Source organism: Rhodocaloribacter sp., assembly GCF_056451265.1.
Genome location: NZ_JBWOPL010000007.1, coordinates 58,552 through 75,000, shown reverse-complemented (window position 1 = coordinate 75,000; position 16,449 = coordinate 58,552). Strand labels below are relative to the sequence as shown.

The 16,449-nt window shown below is 64.5% G+C and carries 16 protein-coding genes; 12 read left to right on the top strand and 4 right to left on the bottom strand.

Annotated elements, in window-relative coordinates; all coding sequences use genetic code 11:
* The first annotated feature begins 367 nt into the window (after nucleotides 1-367).
* Nucleotides 368-1,075, top strand: a complete 708-nt coding sequence (locus AC1HIY_RS00840) for a PASTA domain-containing protein (RefSeq protein WP_479574809.1) — start codon at nucleotides 368-370, stop codon at nucleotides 1,073-1,075.
* Between the two features lie 82 nt (nucleotides 1,076-1,157).
* Here the strand turns inward: AC1HIY_RS00840 and AC1HIY_RS00835 are convergent, their stop codons facing one another.
* From AC1HIY_RS00835 to tmk, 3 genes are all read right to left on the bottom strand, one after another.
* Nucleotides 1,158-1,571, bottom strand: a complete 414-nt coding sequence (locus AC1HIY_RS00835; RefSeq protein ID WP_479574808.1) for a hypothetical protein — start codon at nucleotides 1,569-1,571, stop codon at nucleotides 1,158-1,160.
* A 153-nt stretch (nucleotides 1,572-1,724) separates the two neighbouring features.
* Entirely contained in the window at nucleotides 1,725-2,201 is a 477-nt protein-coding gene (locus AC1HIY_RS00830) for a Fur family transcriptional regulator (RefSeq protein ID WP_479574807.1), read from the bottom strand.
* Nucleotides 2,202-2,268: 67 nt separating this feature from the next.
* The gene (gene tmk / locus AC1HIY_RS00825; protein ID WP_479574806.1) at nucleotides 2,269-2,919 is read right to left on the bottom strand and encodes a dTMP kinase; all 651 of its coding nucleotides are present in this window, start codon (nucleotides 2,917-2,919) and stop codon (nucleotides 2,269-2,271) included.
* Between the two features lie 255 nt (nucleotides 2,920-3,174).
* Here tmk and AC1HIY_RS00820 point away from each other — a divergent pair, with 255 nt between their 5' ends.
* From AC1HIY_RS00820 to AC1HIY_RS00810, 3 genes are all read left to right on the top strand, one after another.
* Nucleotides 3,175-4,584, top strand: a complete 1,410-nt coding sequence (locus AC1HIY_RS00820; protein WP_479574805.1) for a tetratricopeptide repeat protein — start codon at nucleotides 3,175-3,177, stop codon at nucleotides 4,582-4,584.
* 99 nt (nucleotides 4,585-4,683) lie between these two features.
* Nucleotides 4,684-5,295 (top strand): YqaA family protein, encoded by a 612-nt coding sequence (locus AC1HIY_RS00815; protein ID WP_479574804.1) that lies wholly within the window; start codon nucleotides 4,684-4,686, stop codon nucleotides 5,293-5,295.
* A 119-nt stretch (nucleotides 5,296-5,414) separates the two neighbouring features.
* The gene (locus AC1HIY_RS00810; RefSeq protein ID WP_479574803.1) at nucleotides 5,415-8,015 is read left to right on the top strand and encodes a XamI family restriction endonuclease; all 2,601 of its coding nucleotides are present in this window, start codon (nucleotides 5,415-5,417) and stop codon (nucleotides 8,013-8,015) included.
* Nucleotides 8,016-8,067: 52 nt separating this feature from the next.
* On the opposite strand, the gene AC1HIY_RS00805 is transcribed toward AC1HIY_RS00810, so the two are convergent.
* Complete coding sequence (locus AC1HIY_RS00805) at nucleotides 8,068-9,915, bottom strand: choice-of-anchor B family protein (protein ID WP_479574802.1); 1,848 nt, start codon at nucleotides 9,913-9,915, stop codon at nucleotides 8,068-8,070.
* 169 nt (nucleotides 9,916-10,084) lie between these two features.
* Here AC1HIY_RS00805 and AC1HIY_RS00800 point away from each other — a divergent pair, with 169 nt between their 5' ends.
* From AC1HIY_RS00800 to AC1HIY_RS00765, 8 genes are all read left to right on the top strand, one after another.
* Nucleotides 10,085-10,858, top strand: coding sequence for an SDR family NAD(P)-dependent oxidoreductase (locus tag AC1HIY_RS00800; RefSeq protein ID WP_479574801.1), 774 nt, complete (start codon nucleotides 10,085-10,087; stop codon nucleotides 10,856-10,858).
* A 171-nt stretch (nucleotides 10,859-11,029) separates the two neighbouring features.
* The gene (locus AC1HIY_RS00795; protein ID WP_479574800.1) at nucleotides 11,030-11,710 is read left to right on the top strand and encodes an OmpA/MotB family protein; all 681 of its coding nucleotides are present in this window, start codon (nucleotides 11,030-11,032) and stop codon (nucleotides 11,708-11,710) included.
* A gap of 83 nt (nucleotides 11,711-11,793) precedes the next feature.
* Complete coding sequence (locus AC1HIY_RS00790) at nucleotides 11,794-13,488, top strand: N-acyl-D-amino-acid deacylase family protein (protein ID WP_479574799.1); 1,695 nt, start codon at nucleotides 11,794-11,796, stop codon at nucleotides 13,486-13,488.
* On the top strand, nucleotides 13,488-14,474 hold the full coding sequence (locus AC1HIY_RS00785) for an FAD-dependent oxidoreductase (RefSeq protein ID WP_479574798.1): 987 nt from the start codon (nucleotides 13,488-13,490) through the stop codon (nucleotides 14,472-14,474). Before AC1HIY_RS00790 ends, AC1HIY_RS00785 begins: the two co-directional genes overlap by 1 nt.
* A 129-nt stretch (nucleotides 14,475-14,603) precedes the next feature.
* A complete protein-coding gene (locus tag AC1HIY_RS00780; protein ID WP_479574797.1) occupies nucleotides 14,604-15,086 on the top strand; it encodes an Asp23/Gls24 family envelope stress response protein in 483 nt (160 codons plus the stop codon).
* Nucleotides 15,083-15,448, top strand: a complete 366-nt coding sequence (locus AC1HIY_RS00775) for a hypothetical protein (protein WP_479574796.1) — start codon at nucleotides 15,083-15,085, stop codon at nucleotides 15,446-15,448. The genes AC1HIY_RS00780 and AC1HIY_RS00775 overlap by 4 nt, the downstream gene beginning before the upstream one ends.
* Nucleotides 15,429-16,028: an alkaline shock response membrane anchor protein AmaP gene (gene amaP, locus AC1HIY_RS00770; protein ID WP_479574795.1), complete on the top strand. Its 600-nt coding sequence runs from the start codon at nucleotides 15,429-15,431 to the stop codon at nucleotides 16,026-16,028. The genes AC1HIY_RS00775 and amaP overlap by 20 nt, the downstream gene beginning before the upstream one ends.
* 40 nt (nucleotides 16,029-16,068) lie before the next feature.
* Entirely contained in the window at nucleotides 16,069-16,341 is a 273-nt protein-coding gene (locus AC1HIY_RS00765) for a hypothetical protein (RefSeq protein ID WP_479574794.1), read from the top strand.
* The last annotated feature ends 108 nt before the right edge of the window (nucleotides 16,342-16,449 follow it).

The window sequence follows — 16,449 nt, the reverse complement described above, 5'->3', positions numbered from 1 at the left end:
CGCGGACGGGACCCGTCAACCCTCTCGGGCGGCTTTCAAGGAGGCTTCAAACCCCCAGGCTGTCTGCCGTCTGCGCTCGCGGCGCTCTTTCAATCTTTCTAAGAACAGCGCCGGCTAAAGCGCCGGCTCATACGGCCCGTTCGCCGCACGAAGACCCTCCAACCTCCCCTTTCCCCTCAGGTTTCCGCCCACGACATTTTTTTTTAGCCTTCACGGAATCTACTTTCTCCCGCCAGAAACTCCCGGGGAGTCCCCGGCGTCCGGACGTTCACGTGGGCGCCCCTTCTGCGCCCTCCCCCGCCATCCTACACCTTATATAATGAAGCTCTCCACCGCTCTCCGTCGTAGTCTTCGATCATTTCGAACCTTGCTGAAGAATCCTTTTTTCTGGGGCGGCGCGGCCGTGCTGGCCCTGATCGGGATGACGCTCTACTTCGTCGTCGACGCCTGGCTCATGCCGAGCTACACCCGCCAGGACGTCGAGATCGTGGTGCCGGACGTGCGGCAGATGCCCTACGAAGAAGCCGAGCGGGTGCTGGCCGCGCAAAGGCTCCAGGTCGAGCGGGAGGTACAGCGCTTCAACCCGAACCTGCCCCGCGACGTAGTGGTAGATCAAAAGCCGCCCCCGCGCGCAACCGTCAAACCCGGGCGCCGCATCTATCTGACGGTCAACAGCGGCACGGTGCCGATGGTGCAGGTGCCTTCGGTCGAGGGCATCTCTTTGCGGGAGGCCCGCAACCGAATGGCCACGGTAGGGCTGATCGTGGAGGAGGTGTTGCCGGATTCCATCCCGTCGCCGGCGCCCAACACGGTGACCCGGCAGGAACCCGCGCCGGGGGAGACGGCGCCGCAGGGTTCGGGCGTGAAACTGTGGTACAGCACCGGACTTGGCGAAACGTACGTGACGGTGCCGAAGGTGACCGGCATGAGCATCGAACAGGCCCGCGCCTTCCTCCTCGAACACCGGCTTCGCTCCGTGGTCATCGGCGAGGAGACGGGCGTGGTGAAAAAGCAAAGCCCGGAACCGGGCACGAGCGTCCGCGAAGGCTTCGAGGTCCGCCTCTTTACCCAGTAAACCGGAGACCGAAACGCCCGAAAACAAAAAAGCCCCCACGGCGACGAGACCGGGAGGACGAAGCGCGGCGCGGCGACCGGCTCTACTGGAACATGGCCTTGATGCTGCCCCACGTGCGCCGGATGGCCGTCGGTGTATAGTTGACCGATTTGGAGACGAGGATCTGACGCAGGCCGTTGTTGAAGACGGCCTCCAGCCGATAATCCACCTGCTCGCTCGCGGACTTGTACACCTGGTCGTCTTTGAAGGTATACGTCTTGTTCGGCCCGTGCGCGGGGATCGCCTGAAGCTTGACGAAGTCACCATTGCTGCGGATCGAGCGGCGATGAATCTCGTATTCCCGCACGTCGCTCTCTTCCTCCATCTGCCAGGAGATGATGAAGTTCTGCCCCGCGTCGTTCTCTACGTTGAAGAAACTGAGTCTGACCCCATAGAAGCCGGCGCTCGCTCCCATCAGGAGGAAAAGGAGCCCTATGAGGTAAGCCGATCGCTTCATGGAGAAAGAAGTGTTCGCGCAACGAAACGGAGCAAGATAGCGGCAAGGGTCTGAAAAGGTCAATTCTTTTACGCAAGCTTTATACACCGCGCCGGCGTTCAGAACCCAAGCGAGGCGAAATCGGAGGTTCTTCCGGAGGCGCGGGAGGACCTCTCAGGCCTCCTCGCCGGGGCGGTTCGGACAACCCTCCCGGCGGCAATGCCCATACATGTGGAGCGAGTGATGCCGGATGTCGAACTGGAAAATCTCGGACACCATCTCCTGAATGCTCTGGATGCGGGGGTCGCAAAACTCGAAGAGCTCGTTGCAGTCCATACAGATCAGGTGATCGTGCTGCCAGAAGCTGTAGGCACGCTCATACTTTGCCTGTTTGCTGCCGAACTGGTGGCGGACGACCAGGTTGCAATCGACCAGTAGATCGAGCGTGTTATAGACCGTGGCGCGGCTGACGCGGACATCTTTCCGTTTGAGCCGCAGGTAAAGCTCATCCGCGTCGAAGTGGTCGTCGGTGGCGTAGACCTCGTCGAGGATGGCGAAGCGTTCCGGCGTCTGACGCTGGTTGCGCGCCTTCAGGAATTCGCTGAAGATGCGGCGCACTTCTTCGGCTTGTTGCTTCGGCAGGGACGGCATAAGGGGCGTACTCGGTGAGCAAAAGGGGACGAGCGGGCTCCGGCCCACGGTTCGACACGTCCCTTCCTTATCCGGATGAACCGACGCCGGAAATCGGGGTTCCTCGACGCCGGGGGAGGCGCGGGCGGAGGTCCGCCCAGATCTGCGCGTGGATCACCTCCACGGGCTGCGTGCCGTCGATGCGGACGAAGCGGTCGGGTTCCTCTTCGGCAAGGCGGCGGTAGGCGGCGGCCACCCGGGCGAAGAACGCCAGGCCCGCCGCCTCCATGCGGTCGACGGCCGCGGCGGCGCGACGGGCGAGCGCCTGCTCCGGTGTCAGCTCGATCAGATACGTGCGATCGGGACGAAGGCCGCCGGTCACGTGGGCGTTGAACGAGCGGAACCACTCCAGGCTCTCGAGGCCGCGCCCGCCGCCCTGATAGGCCGTGCTCGAATCATAAAAGCGGTCGCACACGACGACGCTTCCCGCCGCGAGTTCGGGCCGGATGCGCTCGGCCACGAGCTGAGCACGGGCGGCGGAGAAGAGCAGGAGCTCGGCAAACGGCTCGATGTGCAGCGCGGGGTCGAGGAGGAGATCGCGCACGCGCTCCGAAAGCGGCGTCCCGCCCGGCTCGCGGACGGCCAGCGTGGGCAAGCCCTCCTCCTCCAGACGCGCCACGAGCAGACGCGCCTGCGTGCTCTTGCCGCTGCCGTCGAGCCCCTCAAATGTCACCAGCATGTCGGTTCCTCTCTCGCAAGTCCCCCGAACCGCAAAAGCGCCGCTTCGACGCGGACGGCGGAGGATGAATTGATCCCTTCTCCATCGAAAACGAGAATCTACAAATCCTACGTTATAGTTATAACACGCGGGAGATGAGATCCTTGCAAATGGCCGGGTATCCGTTTATTATTGACATATTCGGCTGAACCTTTTAGACGCTTCCGCTTTTAAGCATTTCGGTCCTTCGGTGCACGCATAACCCAGCGGCGTTGTATGAGCATGTTCGATTTCGAATTCGAGGACTTCGATGATTTTACCGGCGAAACGCGCCTCCAGGACCTGGCGGCGTCGTTCGAGGAAAACGACGAAGCGTATTTCGATTCCGACACGCTGGAGGATATCGCCTCCTTCTACTTCGAGGAAGGCCGGTTCGAAGACGCCCTTCGGGTGATCGACCGGCTCCTCGAGATGTATCCCTTCTCTTCGGACGGCTGGATGCGGCGCGGCATTCTGCTCAACAACCTCGGGCGTCATGCCGAAGCGCTGGCGGCCTACGAGCGCGCGCTCACGTTCAACCCCGTCGATGCCGAGACGATGATCAATCGCGGCATCACGCTCGACAGCCTCGACCGGGGAAACGAGGCCCTCGAAGCCTATGAGGCGGTGCTCGAACTCGACCCGCTCAACGACGAGGCGCTCTTCAACCGGGGCGTCGCGCTCGAACGCATGAACCGGCTCTCCGAGGCCATTGCCTCCTTCGAGCGATGCGCCGAACGGAACCCGGAGCACCCCGAAGTGTGGTACGAACTCGGCTACTGCTACGACCGCCTCGGCGAAGACGAACGGAGCATCACCTGCTACGACCGCCACCTCGACATCGACCCGTACTCCCAGGATGCCTGGTACAACCGGGGCATCGTGCTCAACCGGCTCGGGCGCTACCGGGACGCCGTCTCATCGTACGACATGGCCATCCTCGTGATGGAGGAGTTCGCCTCGGCGCACTACAATCGGGGCAATGCCCTGGCCAACCTCGGCGACTTGCCGGGCGCCATCGAGAGCTATCTCCGCGTGATCGAGCTCGAAGGCGGGGACGCGGCCACCTGCTACAACATCGCGCTGGCCTATGAAGAACTGGGACAGTACGAAAAGGCCGTCGCGTACTTCGAGCGAGCGCTGGCCGAAGACGACGCCTACGCCGAAGCCTGGTACGGCCTCGGCTGCAGCCTCGACGCCCTCGGCCGTCACGAAGAAGCGATGACGCACTTCAACCGCGCCATCGTGCTCAGCCCGGAGACGCCGGAGTACTGGTACGCCAAAGGCGACTGCGCCTATAACCTGGGCCGCCTCGACGACGCGCTCACCGCCTATCGCACGGTCGTGCGCGTGTCGCCGGAGAACCGGGAGGCCTGGCTCGACTATGCCGAGACGCTCTTCGAAGCGCAGCGCGTGGAGGAGGCCCTGAGCGCCTATCGACACGCCCTCGACCTGAAACCCGACTGCGCGGGCGCGTACTTCCATCAGGCAAAAGCGCTCTTCGCGCTCGGACGCCCCGAGGAAAGCATCCGCTCGCTCAAAATGGCCTTCTGCCTCGATCCCAAAAAGAAGGACGAGTTCCAGAAAACCTATCCCGACCTCTACCGCGACGCCCACATCCGTCGCTTGCTGGATCTCGACGGATAGACGCACGCGCTTTCCACCAACGTTTCGCGGCAGGGCAGACGGTTTTTCGTCTGCCCTGTTTTATGTGCTCCCTCCCCGCAACGAAGGCCACCGCACGGCATGATCTGGCTCCGCAGCTTGTACGACTGGGTGCTCCACTGGGCAAAGACGCCTTACGGCACCGCGGCGCTCTTCCTGCTGGCGTTCTCGGAGTCGATGTTCTTCCCCGTGCCGCCGGACGTGCTGCTCATCGCGCTGGCGCTCGGTCGCCGGCAAAAGGCGCTCTTCTTCGCGCTCGTGTGCAGTGTCGCCTCGATCCTCGGCGGCGTCGGCGGATACGCGCTCGGACACTTCCTCTGGCTCACCGACGGCGGCTTCACCCCGGTGGCGCATTTCTTCTTCAACCACATCCCGGGCTTCGACCCGGATGCCTATTTCCGGCTCGGGAAACAATTCGAAGAATGGGGCTTCGCCATCATCTTTACGGCAGGCTTCACGCCCATCCCGTACAAGCTCTTCACCATCAGCGCGGGCGCCTTCGACATCAGTTTCCCCCTCTTCGTGCTCGCCTCGGCGGTCAGCCGCACGGCGCGCTTCTTCCTCATCGCCGGGCTCATCTGGAAGTTCGGCGAGCCCATTCAGGCCTTCATCGACAAGTACTTCAACCTCCTCGCCCTCGCCTTCACGGTCCTGCTCATCGGCGGCTTCGTCCTCGTCAAATACGTCCTATAAGCATACCACATGGTGATTGGGAAAGGGAGGGGGTATCGGATAAAATAGGCGCTGAAGAGGTTTACTTTTTCGAACACACGTCGTTAACATGAGACGCGAAACAGACGGACAAGACACCAATGGCTGTCAACGCAGATAAACCGCACCTCTGGAAGGCAGACGTAGCCCGGTCGGTTGACTTTTACAACGAATGGTTCATGCGCTTTGCCCCAAAGGTGTATCGGGAGCAACGCATAAAACAAACGGCCTACGTTGAGAAAGAGCTTGCGCACACCGATTTCCTCCGGGATCTCTCACCGGAGTTTTTGAGGCGAAACCCCGGCGTGCTTTCCATGCTGCGCATGGCGACGGCTCCGCCACTGGCCCGGGACAGGCTGATTGGTCTTGCTTATGTGACGCCCAACCTGATCTATAGCATGGAGGGCAAGAGTGGGAAAAAGCCGCGCGTGCCGCCCCGCATGCCGGAAGATCAGCTTATGGAAGAATTAGGCCGTGTCAGCCGGATTGTCAAACAGCTGGCGGACCGCGATCTGTTCACCTGGTTGGATATGGACCAACAACCTGCCCCCGAGACCGTTCGGCGCGCTTCACTGGTTCTGGCCGATCGTTTGTGCGGTGCGGCATCCGATCCAATCATTCGAAACGCCCAGGAGCAACGACAGTTGGATGCGCTGCGGAAATGGTTGGAAGCACGCGGCTATACAGAGGTGTCCTCGGCTTCTCTTCCGAGCATCGCCGAAATGCCTGTGGGTGCCTTTTGCTTTCTCTATAACGTGCCCGTTCAATCGGGAAAGCGACACGTGAATATCCCGATCGATTGCGTCATTATGCCGCGTCGCGCTCAACCGGGCACGTTGCCGCTTTTCATTGAGGCGAAGTCGGCGGGCGATTTCACGAACACCAATAAGCGGCGCAAAGAGGAAGCCCAGAAGGTCCGTCAACTCCGTCACTCGTATGGCACCTCCGTACAGTTCATCCTTCTCCTGTGCGGTTATTTCGATACGGCGTATCTCGGCTATGAGGCTGCCGAAGGCATCGATTGGGTATGGGAACACCGCATGGATGATCTGGCCTACTTCGGTTTGGATGACGGCGGTTTCCCTCTCCCCTCTTCTCCACCGGATCCTCCTCCTTCCATCGTCGGCGAGTCCCCGCCGGGTTATATAAAATCCGAAAGCGAGCGCCGGAGGCTTGCTTTTCAGCGGGTCCTCGATGCGGCGAAAACGCAGGGAGAACGCAACCGGCTTGGGCAGTTTGCCACACCGACCGCCCTCGCTTTAGATATCCTCACTTATGCGCGTCGATTGTGGCCGCACGGGAAACAAGTGCGCTTTCTCGATCCGGCCATCGGAACGGGCTCCTTTTTCTCAGCACTCCTCGAAACCTTCCCCCTTGAGCACATCAGGCGGTGCAAAGGCTTCGAGATCGATCCGCATTATGCCGAACCTGCCGGGGAGCTCTGGGGCTCGACGCCGCTCGATCTCGAGATTGCCGACTTTGCCGAAAAGCCGCCGCCGGATGCTGAAGAGGAACGCTTTAACCTGCTCATATGCAACCCGCCTTACGTTCGTCATCATCACCTGAATGCCTCTCAGAAAGAACGTCTCCGAAGCATTACCGAACGCACCTTGGGGATCAAGCCCAGCGGATTGACGGGGCTTTATGCCTACTTCATGTATCTTGCGCACGCGTGGATGACTTGCGACGGCATCGGAGGGTGGCTCATTCCAAGTGAATTTATGGACGTGAATTATGGCCGGAGCCTGCGGAGCTATTTGCTGAATCGCGTCACGCTGCTCCACGTGCACCGATTCGATCCTGAGGACGTTCAATTCGACGATGCGCTGGTTTCGTCGGCTATCGTATGGCTGAAAAATGCAAAGCCTTCCCCAGATCATAAAGTGTGTTTCACTTTCGGCGGCTCCCTGACGGCCCCGAATCGCACTCGTTACGTGCCTGCGAACGAACTCCACACAAAAGACAAGTGGAACTGGATTTTTTCCGCCCCAGCGGTCAATACCGGTCCCTCACTAAAACTCGGTGATTTATTTTACATCAAACGAGGACTGGCCACGGGCGCAAACGGCTTCTTCATCCTCACACCGGAGGAGGCACAGAATCGAGATCTCCCGGCGCGATTTTTAAAGCCTGTATTGCCCAGCCCACGCCATCTGAGTGGAATCGTCATCGAAACCGAAGCCGATGGGATGCCCGCGCTTGAGCACAAACGTCTTTTACTCGATTGCCCGCTTCCCGAAGCTCAGGTGGAAAAGGACTATCCCGCGCTCTGGACTTATCTCCGGACCGGCATCGAATCAGGTCTCCACGAACGGTATCTGTGCAAACATCGCACACCGTGGTATCACCAAGAGAACCGTCCCCCGGCTCCCTTTCTCTGTTCGTACATGGGCCGAAGCACAGAGGCACGCCGCTCTCCTTTTCGATTCTTCCGAAATCTTTCTCAAGCAGTCGCCCCGAACGTTTATCTGAACCTGTATCCCCGACCACACCTGAAGCGTCTCTTCGAAAAGGATCCGGCATTGGTTCAAGCCGTTTGGGAAGCCCTGACGTCCGTCACCCGCGACATGATCGTTTCAAACGGGCGGACGTATGGCGGCGGCCTGCATAAGGTCGAGCCGAAAGAGCTCGCCAACATTGATCTTTACGGATTACCCGTTGCGATCCTCGACGAACATTTCATACAACCCGAGTTGTTTTAGCCGAGAAAGCCGTGGCGGCTTCGTCCTCGTCAAATACGTCCTCTGACGCCTCTCACTTCACGAGCGTGAGCTCTTCCGTGTCCACGAAGCGCTCGCCGACGACGCGCACGAAGTACGTCCCGCCGGAGCGTCCGGAGGCGTCGAGGCGAAAGCGGTATTCGGTCCCGGCTTCGAGCAGGCCGTCATGGATCCCGGCCACGCGACGGCCCGCGGCGTCGTACATCTCGATGCGCACCCGCTGCGGCTCGGCGACGATGAGCGTGAGCGTGGCGGTGTCGGTGAACGGGTTGGGGAACGGCGGCTCGAGCACGAAGGCGCCCGGCACCACGAGCACCTCCACTTCGGGCGAGAACGTGAACGAGCCGTCGAGGCTGATCTGCTTGAGACGGAAGAGGTGGCGTCCCGGCGGCAACCCCTCGATGCGGTGCGTGTACGCGCGCGCCTCGGTGGTCGTGCCTGCGCCCGGCACGAAGGCCTCCGTCGTCCACTCCCCCCCGACCAGGCGCTGCACCTCGAAGCCGGCGTTGTCTTCCTCCCGCGTCGTCCGCCACATCAGCTCCGCCGCATCGTCACCGGCTACGAAAGCGGCGAAATCGACCATGGTGGTCGTCCCGAGGCGGGGACGGAGCACGAAAAGCCCCTCGCCGATGCTGCTCACGACCACGGTCCCGCTCTCGAAAAACGGATACACGCTCCACGCGCCCCGGAACGCCGCGGCATCGTCGGGGCCGTACGTGTCGAAGAAGGCGATCTCTCGGGGACGGCTCACGTCGTTGAGATCGAGGATGCGGAGGCCGGTCGTATAATTCGCCTGAAAGAGACGGCCGTCCTTGACGTACAGGTTATGGTCGATGGAGGAGAGCGGCGAAAAGTATTCGGTCAGCACCTGCGGATCGTCGAGGTCGGAGAGGTCCCACACGATGGTGCGGGTGCGGAAGCCGAAGGAGCGCTCGTCGAGTTCGTCGTCCTGAAGCAGATAGCGGTGATCCTCGGTGAGCCAACCCTGATGCACGTACCCGGCGTTGGGATAGCTCCCCTCGGCCAGCGCGAGGGGCCGCGCCTTGTCCGTCATATCCACGATGGTGATCATGTTCTCGTTCGCGCCGATGCAGATCTCCTGGCCCGCATGCTCCGTATCCGGGCCGTGATAAACCACACACTGCGCGTCGTGCGTATAGCCGCGCCTCGTCTGCCGGTCCGAGAAGCATCCGGCGAACTTCGGGTCGAGCGGGTTGCGGACGTCGATGATGTGGAAGCCGCCGCCGCACGTGTTCCCGCCGGAGCTGAGCCCGACGGCGTACGCGAAGCCGGTCTCTTCGTTGACGACGATGTTGTGCGCGCTCCCGAAGGCGTCGTAGTGCGCGTTTTCTCCAAAGGTGAAGGGCGGGTTCGGCACGTTCGTGAGCTGCGAGAGGTCGAAGACCTGCATGCCGTGCGCCCCCGCGCCGTCGGCCACGATGAAGGCGTAATGGTCGTACACCTTGACGTCGCGCCAGGCGGCCGGATGCGCGCCCGCATGGAGCGGGAGTTGCCCGAGATAGACAGGGTTGACGGGATCGGTAACCTCGACGAACGCCGTGCCGTCATTCCTGCCCACGAGAGCGAACGCGCGGCCCGAGGCGGGGTCGGTCCAGCCCCAGATGTCGTTCAGGTGCGTGCCCGCTCCGCCGCCAAGGTTGCCGATCGGCAAAAAGCTCAGCAGGCTGATACGCTCGCACGCGAAGCCCGCCGCCACCCCGTTGGCGCACGCCGTCTCCGCACCCGTGACGGCCCGGTACGCGGCGCTCTTCGCCGTCGCCTCGGCGTCATAATCCGGACGGCTGAGGATCTGTCCCGGAGCCGGAGACGCCCCGAAGAGGAGCGCGGCGAGCAGAAGCGGGCGGAGGCATCGAACGTTCATGGCGAGACGTGTTTATTTTTTGAAAAGATGCCGTGAGGATACGCCGTCGAGGATTTCGAAAAAAGGTAAAAGGAAGGCAAGAACGAATGTTTGCCCGGCGGCGAAAGAGACGCGCCGTTTGTTACCTTAGTTTCGTTCGCCCATCCGATCACCTTTCTCAAACGTCTTCATGATGGATCTCAAAGACCGGATCGTCTTCATCACCGGCGCGTCGGCGGGCATCGGGGCCGCCTGCGCCGAGGTTTTCGCCGGGCACGGGGCGCGTCTGCTCCTGTGCGCCCGGCGCACCGACCGCCTTGCCGCCCTCGCCGAACGCCTCCGCCGCGACCACGGCGCCGCCGTCCACACGTTCGCGCTCGACGTGCGCGACGCCGCCGCCGTGCGCGAGCGCCTCGACGAGTTGCCCGAGGCCTGGCAAACCATCGACATCCTCGTCAACAACGCCGGGCTGGCCAAATCCCGCGACAAGTTTCAGGATCAGCGGTACGAGCACATCGACGCGATGGTCGATACGAACGTGAAGGGGCTGCTCTACGTGACGCGGGCCGTGCTCCCCGGTATGGTCGCGCGCGACCGGGGGCACATCATCAACATCGGTTCGATTGCCGGGCGGCAGGTCTACGCCGGCGCGACGGTCTATTGCGCCACCAAGTTCGCCGTGCGCGCCATCACCCGCGGGCTCAAGATCGACCTCCTCGGCACGGGCGTCCGCGTCTCTTCGGTCGATCCCGGGCTGGTCGAGACGGAGTTCAGCCTCGTGCGTTTCGAGGGCGACGCCGAGCGCGCCGCCGCCGTCTATGCGGGTCTGACGCCGCTCACGCCCCGCGACGTGGCCGAAGCCGTCGCCTTCTGCGCCACACGACCGCCTCACGTGGACGTGACCGAGATGGTGGTGCTGGCCTCCGACCAGGCCACCGCGACGATGACCCACCGCCGCTCGTGAACACGCCTCGTGAACGCGCGGTAAAGGTTTTCTCGACAAAGGCTTGCATCGAAGCCGGATTATTGCGAGATTGTGCGTCGAACATAGCTGACCCTCCCTCTCAGCTATACAGACACGCCCGGTCCCATCTTTGGCGCCGGGCGTTTTTTCTTGAGCCCCCCGAAGGAACGGATGCCGCGAACGCTCGTCGGAGGAGGCATGACGACGCGCGGACTGTTCCTGTTGGCCCTCTCCCTCGCGCCGGCGCTCGCCGGATGCGCGACGCACCGTCGCCTCGCGGCCGAACGGGCGGCCGCCCTCGATTCGCTCCGCGCCGTGAACACGGCGTACCGGGCCGAACGCATCGCCCTCGAAGATTCGCTCGCCTTCTATGCCGACGTCCGCTCGGGGCAATATGCCCGCGACATGGGCGCGCTCCGGGACAGCCTCAGCCGCCTCGCATACCGCCTCGCCCTCTGTCGCGAAGGGGCCGAGGCGGTGGCCGCGCTCGCCGTCGACGACCTCTTCGCGCCGGGAACGGCCACGCTCATCCCCGCCGGACGCGCCCGCCTCGACGCGCTCGCCGCCCGCCTCCGCACCCGACACGCCGGGCGGACCATCCGCGTCGAAGGCTATGCCGATGCGACGCCGCCCGGCCCCACGCTTCGAAAAAAATACCCGACCAACTGGGAGCTCTCCGCCGCGCGCGCCGCCGCCGTCGCCCGGTATCTCATCGAGCACGCGGGGATGGAGCCGGAGCGCTTCGAGGTCGTCGCCTTCGGGGCGAGCCGGCCCGTGGCCCGCGACGACACCCCCCTCGGACGCCGCCTCAACCGCCGCATCCGCATCGCCGTGCGCCCGGACTGCGGCTGAGCCGCGCCCGCCCCCTTCCGCCGACCCCCTCCCTTCGCGTATATTGGCGCGTCCCCGTCCTTTCCCCTCACCCGCCACGCCCCATGCCTGCCTTCGCCTCCCGGATCGTCCTCATGCTGACCTGCCTCCTGTTCGCCGCCTGCGCCTCGCCGCCCGAATACGACACCGTCATTCGGGGCGGCATGCTCTACGACGGCAGCGGCGGCCCGCCCGTCCGCGGCGACGTGGCCATCCGCGCCGACACCATCGCCGCCGTGGGCGATCTCGGCGATGCCCGCGGACGCACCGAGATCGACGCCGCCGGAATGGCCGTCGCACCCGGCTTCATCAACATGTTGAGCTGGGCCACCGAGTCGCTCATCGAGGACGGACGCTCGCAAAGCGACATCCGGCAGGGCGTCACGCTCGAAGTCTTCGGAGAGGGCTGGTCCATGGGGCCGCTCAACGACGCCATGAAGACCGACATGAAGAAGGCGCAGTCCGACATCCGCTTCGATATCGACTGGACGACGCTCGGCGAGTACCTCGCGTCGCTCGAACGGCGCGGCGTGGCTCCGAACGTCGCCTCCTTCGTCGGCGCCACCACGGTGCGCATCCACGAGCTCGGCTATGAGGACCGCCCGCCCACGCCCGAGGAGCTCGACCGCATGCGCGCGCTCGTCCGGCAGGCGATGGAAGAAGGCGCGCTCGGCGTCGGCTCCTCGCTCATCTATACGCCCGCTTTTTATGCGGACACGGACGAACTCGTCGAACTGAGCAAGGTGGCGGCGGCATACGGCGGGATGTACATCTCGCACATGCGGAGTGAGGGCAACCGGCTCCTCGAAGCGGTGGACGAACTGCTCACCATCGCGCGGGAAGCCGGCATCCCGGCCGAGATCTATCACCTCAAAGCCGCCGGGCGCGAGAACTGGCACAAGCTCGACGACGTCATCGCCCGTGTGGAGGCGGCGCGCGCCGAGGGGCTGAAGATCACCGCCGACATGTACACGTACACCGCCGGAGCCACCGGCCTCGACGCGGCCATGCCGCCGTGGGTGCAGGAGGGCGGCTTCGAGGCGTGGCGCACCCGCCTCCGCGACCCCGCCGTCCGCGAACGCGTGGCCCGCGAGATGCGCACCCCCACCGATGCCTGGGAGAACCTGCTCCTGGCCGCCGGGCCGGACCACGTGCTCGTGGTCGGCTTCCGCAACAAGAAGCTCCGGAGATACACCGGCATGACGCTCGCCGAGGTGGCCGCCGAACGCGGCGTCTCGCCCGAGGTGGCGGCGATGGACCTCGTCGTCGAGGACAGCAGCCGCGTGGGCACGGTGTATTTCCTCATGTCCGAAGACAACGTGCGGCGGCAGATCACGCTCCCGTGGATGAGCTTCGGCTCGGACGCCGGCTCGATCGCGCCCGAGGGCGTCTTTCTCAACACCAACCCGCACCCGCGCGCATACGGCAACTTCGCCCGGCTCCTGGGCCGGTACGTGCGCGACGAGGGTCTCATCCCGCTCGAGGAGGCCGTCCGACGCCTGACCACGCTCCCGGCCTCGAACCTCAAGCTCCGGCGGCGGGGCGCGCTCCGGCCCGGCTATTTCGCCGACGTCGTCGTCTTCGACCCGGAAACGATCCGGGACCACGCCACCTTCGCCGAGCCTCATCAGTATGCCACGGGCATGGCCCACGTCTTCGTCAACGGCGTGGCCGTGCTCCGCGACGGCGAGCATACGGGCGCGACGCCGGGGCGTGTGGTGCACGGTCCGGGATGGACCGGATGGCGGGAAGGCTCGTGATGCAACCTCCGGCACCCGAACGTGTGGAAGCCGTCGTCGTCGGATGCGGCGTGATCGGCCTCACGACTGCGATCCGCCTTCAGGAGGCGGGCTTCCGGACGCGCATCGTGACGAAGGCCCTCCCGTCGGAGACGACCTCGGCGGTGGCGGCGGCCGTGTGGTACCCGTACAAAGCTTATCCCCGCGACCGCGTCCTCGGGTGGAGCCGCGCCACGCTCGACGCCCTGTACGACCTCGCCCGGGACCCCGCCACCGGCTGTTCGCTCCTCCCGCTCATCGACCTCTTCGAGGCGCCCGTCCCCGACCCGTGGTGGAAGGGAGCCGTCCGAAGCTTCCGGCGCGCCGGAGCGGACGACCTCCCCTCCGGCTATGTGGATGGCTACGTGATCGAGGCGCCGCTGGCCGAGCCGCCCGCGTTTCTCCCGTATCTCGAACGGCGTTTCCGCGCGGGCGGCGGCGAGATCGACGTGCGCCCGGAAGGCCTCGCCGCGCTCGACGAACTCGCCGACGACGACCGCCTCGTGGTCAACTGCACGGGCCTCGGGGCCGCCGCACTCACGGGCGACGACGCGCTCTACCCGATCCGGGGACAGGTCGTCCGCGTGACGAACCCGGGCCTCCGTCGCAGCCTCACCGACGAGTACGGACGGCGGGCGATCTCATACATCATTCCCCGCGCGCATGACTGCATCCTCGGCGGCGTCGCCGACGTGGGCGTGTGGGACCTCACCCCGGACCCCGCCGTGACGGAGACGATCCTCCGCCGGTGCCGTGAGCTCGAGCCGCGCCTGCACGAGGCCGAGGTGCTCGACGTGCGCGTGGGGCTGCGTCCCGGACGCCCGGCGGTGCGTCTGGAGCTCGAACGCCGGGGGCCGCGCCGCGCCGTGCTCCACAACTACGGCCATGGCGGCGCGGGCTTCACGCTGTGCTGGGGCTGCGCCGACGAGGCGCTCGCGCTCGCCCGCACCTTCGCCGCCGCGCTGTAGCCGTCGGACGTCCCGGATCGCCCCGACCGCGGTATTTTAATGTAGGTTTAATGCTTCACGAAGACTTTTTGAAGATGTTATCGGGGAGCCCCTGCCACCTATCACCCGACTCTTCTCCCGATCGTCGAAATGCTTACGCCCGACCTTCCTCCCGGCCGTCTGCGCATCTCCGAGGCGGTGCTTGACAAGCTGGTTATTGCCGAAGCCCATCAGGTGCCCGGCGTCATTGACGTGCATGGCTGGATGATCGGTGCGGCGCTCGGAGGCATGGCCGGGGGCGTCCTCGGCTTTGTGGAAGGCGGACCGGTGGGCGCCGTCGTCGGGGGCACGATGGGGTCCGCGCTGGGCGCCACGGCGGCTCATCTGCTCGAACAACAACAGCACCGACGTCAGTATTTCGAGCCGGGCGGGGACCGGCCCACGATACACTTGCGGCTGACGAGTGCCTTCGGGGAAGACCTCCAGGCCGTCGCCGAGGCGGTCCGCCTCCGGGTCCGAGCAACCATCGAGGGCCTCACGGGCCTAACCCCGGGCCGCATTGACATCGAGTTCGTGGAGATCGTGCCCACACCACGACGACGTCCTTCGGAGGTTCAACCTGCAATGCCATGACGAAACCCGATCTCTGGCTCGAAGCAGCGGACACCCTCGCCCGAGAAGCGCTCGCCCACCCGGGCGTGACGGCCCTGGCAACGAGCGGCTGTTTCGAGACCCGGGGGCGCGGCCGCCCGGTTCGGGGCGTGGCCCTGCATCGTGACGACGACCGGGCGGTGGCCACCCTCGGACTGATCCTCGCCGCCGATGCTCTCCCGTCCACCGGGATCCCCGCGCTGGTGAAGGCGCTGCATACCAGACTTCAGCGCCGGTGGCTTACCCTGCATACCGGACTTCCCCTCGAGGTCCATGTACACGTGCTCGACCTCTCCATCGCCGAAACACCCTCTCCGCTCCAAGATGACCGACCCCTTGCTTGACGTGACCCGGCGCCTGATCCTCTCGCTCTTCGGCCTGCTGCTGGTGGTCGTCGGGCTGGTGGTATTCATGCATACCCTGGGGCTCCTTGGCCCGGCCGGGGTCGTCCTTCCCGGCCTCACCCTGATTCTAAATCTAACCGAACAACCCTTCCCTCGGATGCTGTTATGGTCCGGCGCGGCCTTCCTGGCGGTGCTGTTCGGCCTGTTGCTGCTGGCGCTCGGGCTGGCGCGCGCTCCCCGGGAAGGACGACGCATCGTGCTCAGCCGTGCGGCACGCAACGGGCACTACGGAGGAGGTCAAGTGACGCTGGCCCAGCGCAGCCTGACCGACCTGGCGGCCTATGTGGCCGAGCGGGTCGAAGGCGTCCGCGAAGCTCATCCCACGGTGCGCCTCAAACGGGAGGGCCTGCACGTCTTCTGTCCGATCACCGTCGCGCCGGAGGCAGCCCTGCCCGACGTGGCCGCCCGGCTGAAAACGGTCCTTCACGACGCTCTGGAACGCCACACCGGCCTGCCCGTCGCCCGCATCGACATCGACGCCCGGCTCCCGGCACAGGATGCCCGGCAACGGCTGAAGTGACCCCCCTGCCCGCTCCCTCATCAACCGAACCCTCGTGCTCATGGGACCTCGCGATCCGTTTTCCACGCCTGAAGCCCCGGCGGCTGCCTCCGACACGCACCGGCCGCCGCCGGCCTCCTCTCGGATGGCCCTGCTGCTCGGGCTGGCCGTCGGCCTGACGTTCGGGGTGCTGCTGCTGCTCGGGCTGGTGCTCGAAGGGATTTTCGTCCTGCTCTGCGGGCTCGTCGGAGCGGTCCTGGGCTGGATCATCCATGGCGCCCTCACCGGCTCTCTCGATCTCGGGGCCGCCTGGCGTGCCCTCCGGCGCTCCTGATTCCCTTTAATCGGGTTTTAATCCTCCCTTTATGTTTCTCGCACCGCTTTCGAACCAATTTTCGACCCGACAACGGTTTCATCCGATTTGCGTCAGTATGCATCCGTG

What these genes read in the sequence shown, in the direction of transcription:
- AC1HIY_RS00835 (WP_479574808.1), bottom strand. Translation starts at nt 1,571, where the DNA reads ATGAAGCGATCGGCTTACCTCATAGGGCTCCTTTTCCTCCTGATGGGA.
- AC1HIY_RS00830 (WP_479574807.1), bottom strand. Translation starts at nt 2,201, where the DNA reads ATGCCGTCCCTGCCGAAGCAACAAGCCGAAGAAGTGCGCCGCATCTTC.
- tmk (WP_479574806.1), bottom strand. Translation starts at nt 2,919, where the DNA reads ATGCTGGTGACATTTGAGGGGCTCGACGGCAGCGGCAAGAGCACGCAG.
- AC1HIY_RS00820 (WP_479574805.1), top strand. Translation starts at nt 3,175, where the DNA reads ATGAGCATGTTCGATTTCGAATTCGAGGACTTCGATGATTTTACCGGC.
- AC1HIY_RS00815 (WP_479574804.1), top strand. Translation starts at nt 4,684, where the DNA reads ATGATCTGGCTCCGCAGCTTGTACGACTGGGTGCTCCACTGGGCAAAG.
- AC1HIY_RS00810 (WP_479574803.1), top strand. Translation starts at nt 5,415, where the DNA reads ATGGCTGTCAACGCAGATAAACCGCACCTCTGGAAGGCAGACGTAGCC.
- AC1HIY_RS00805 (WP_479574802.1), bottom strand. Translation starts at nt 9,915, where the DNA reads ATGAACGTTCGATGCCTCCGCCCGCTTCTGCTCGCCGCGCTCCTCTTC.
- AC1HIY_RS00800 (WP_479574801.1), top strand. Translation starts at nt 10,085, where the DNA reads ATGATGGATCTCAAAGACCGGATCGTCTTCATCACCGGCGCGTCGGCG.
- AC1HIY_RS00795 (WP_479574800.1), top strand. Translation starts at nt 11,030, where the DNA reads ATGCCGCGAACGCTCGTCGGAGGAGGCATGACGACGCGCGGACTGTTC.
- AC1HIY_RS00790 (WP_479574799.1), top strand. Translation starts at nt 11,794, where the DNA reads ATGCCTGCCTTCGCCTCCCGGATCGTCCTCATGCTGACCTGCCTCCTG.
- AC1HIY_RS00785 (WP_479574798.1), top strand. Translation starts at nt 13,488, where the DNA reads ATGCAACCTCCGGCACCCGAACGTGTGGAAGCCGTCGTCGTCGGATGC.
- AC1HIY_RS00780 (WP_479574797.1), top strand. Translation starts at nt 14,604, where the DNA reads ATGCTTACGCCCGACCTTCCTCCCGGCCGTCTGCGCATCTCCGAGGCG.
- AC1HIY_RS00775 (WP_479574796.1), top strand. Translation starts at nt 15,083, where the DNA reads ATGACGAAACCCGATCTCTGGCTCGAAGCAGCGGACACCCTCGCCCGA.
- amaP (WP_479574795.1), top strand. Translation starts at nt 15,429, where the DNA reads ATGACCGACCCCTTGCTTGACGTGACCCGGCGCCTGATCCTCTCGCTC.
- AC1HIY_RS00765 (WP_479574794.1), top strand. Translation starts at nt 16,069, where the DNA reads ATGGGACCTCGCGATCCGTTTTCCACGCCTGAAGCCCCGGCGGCTGCC.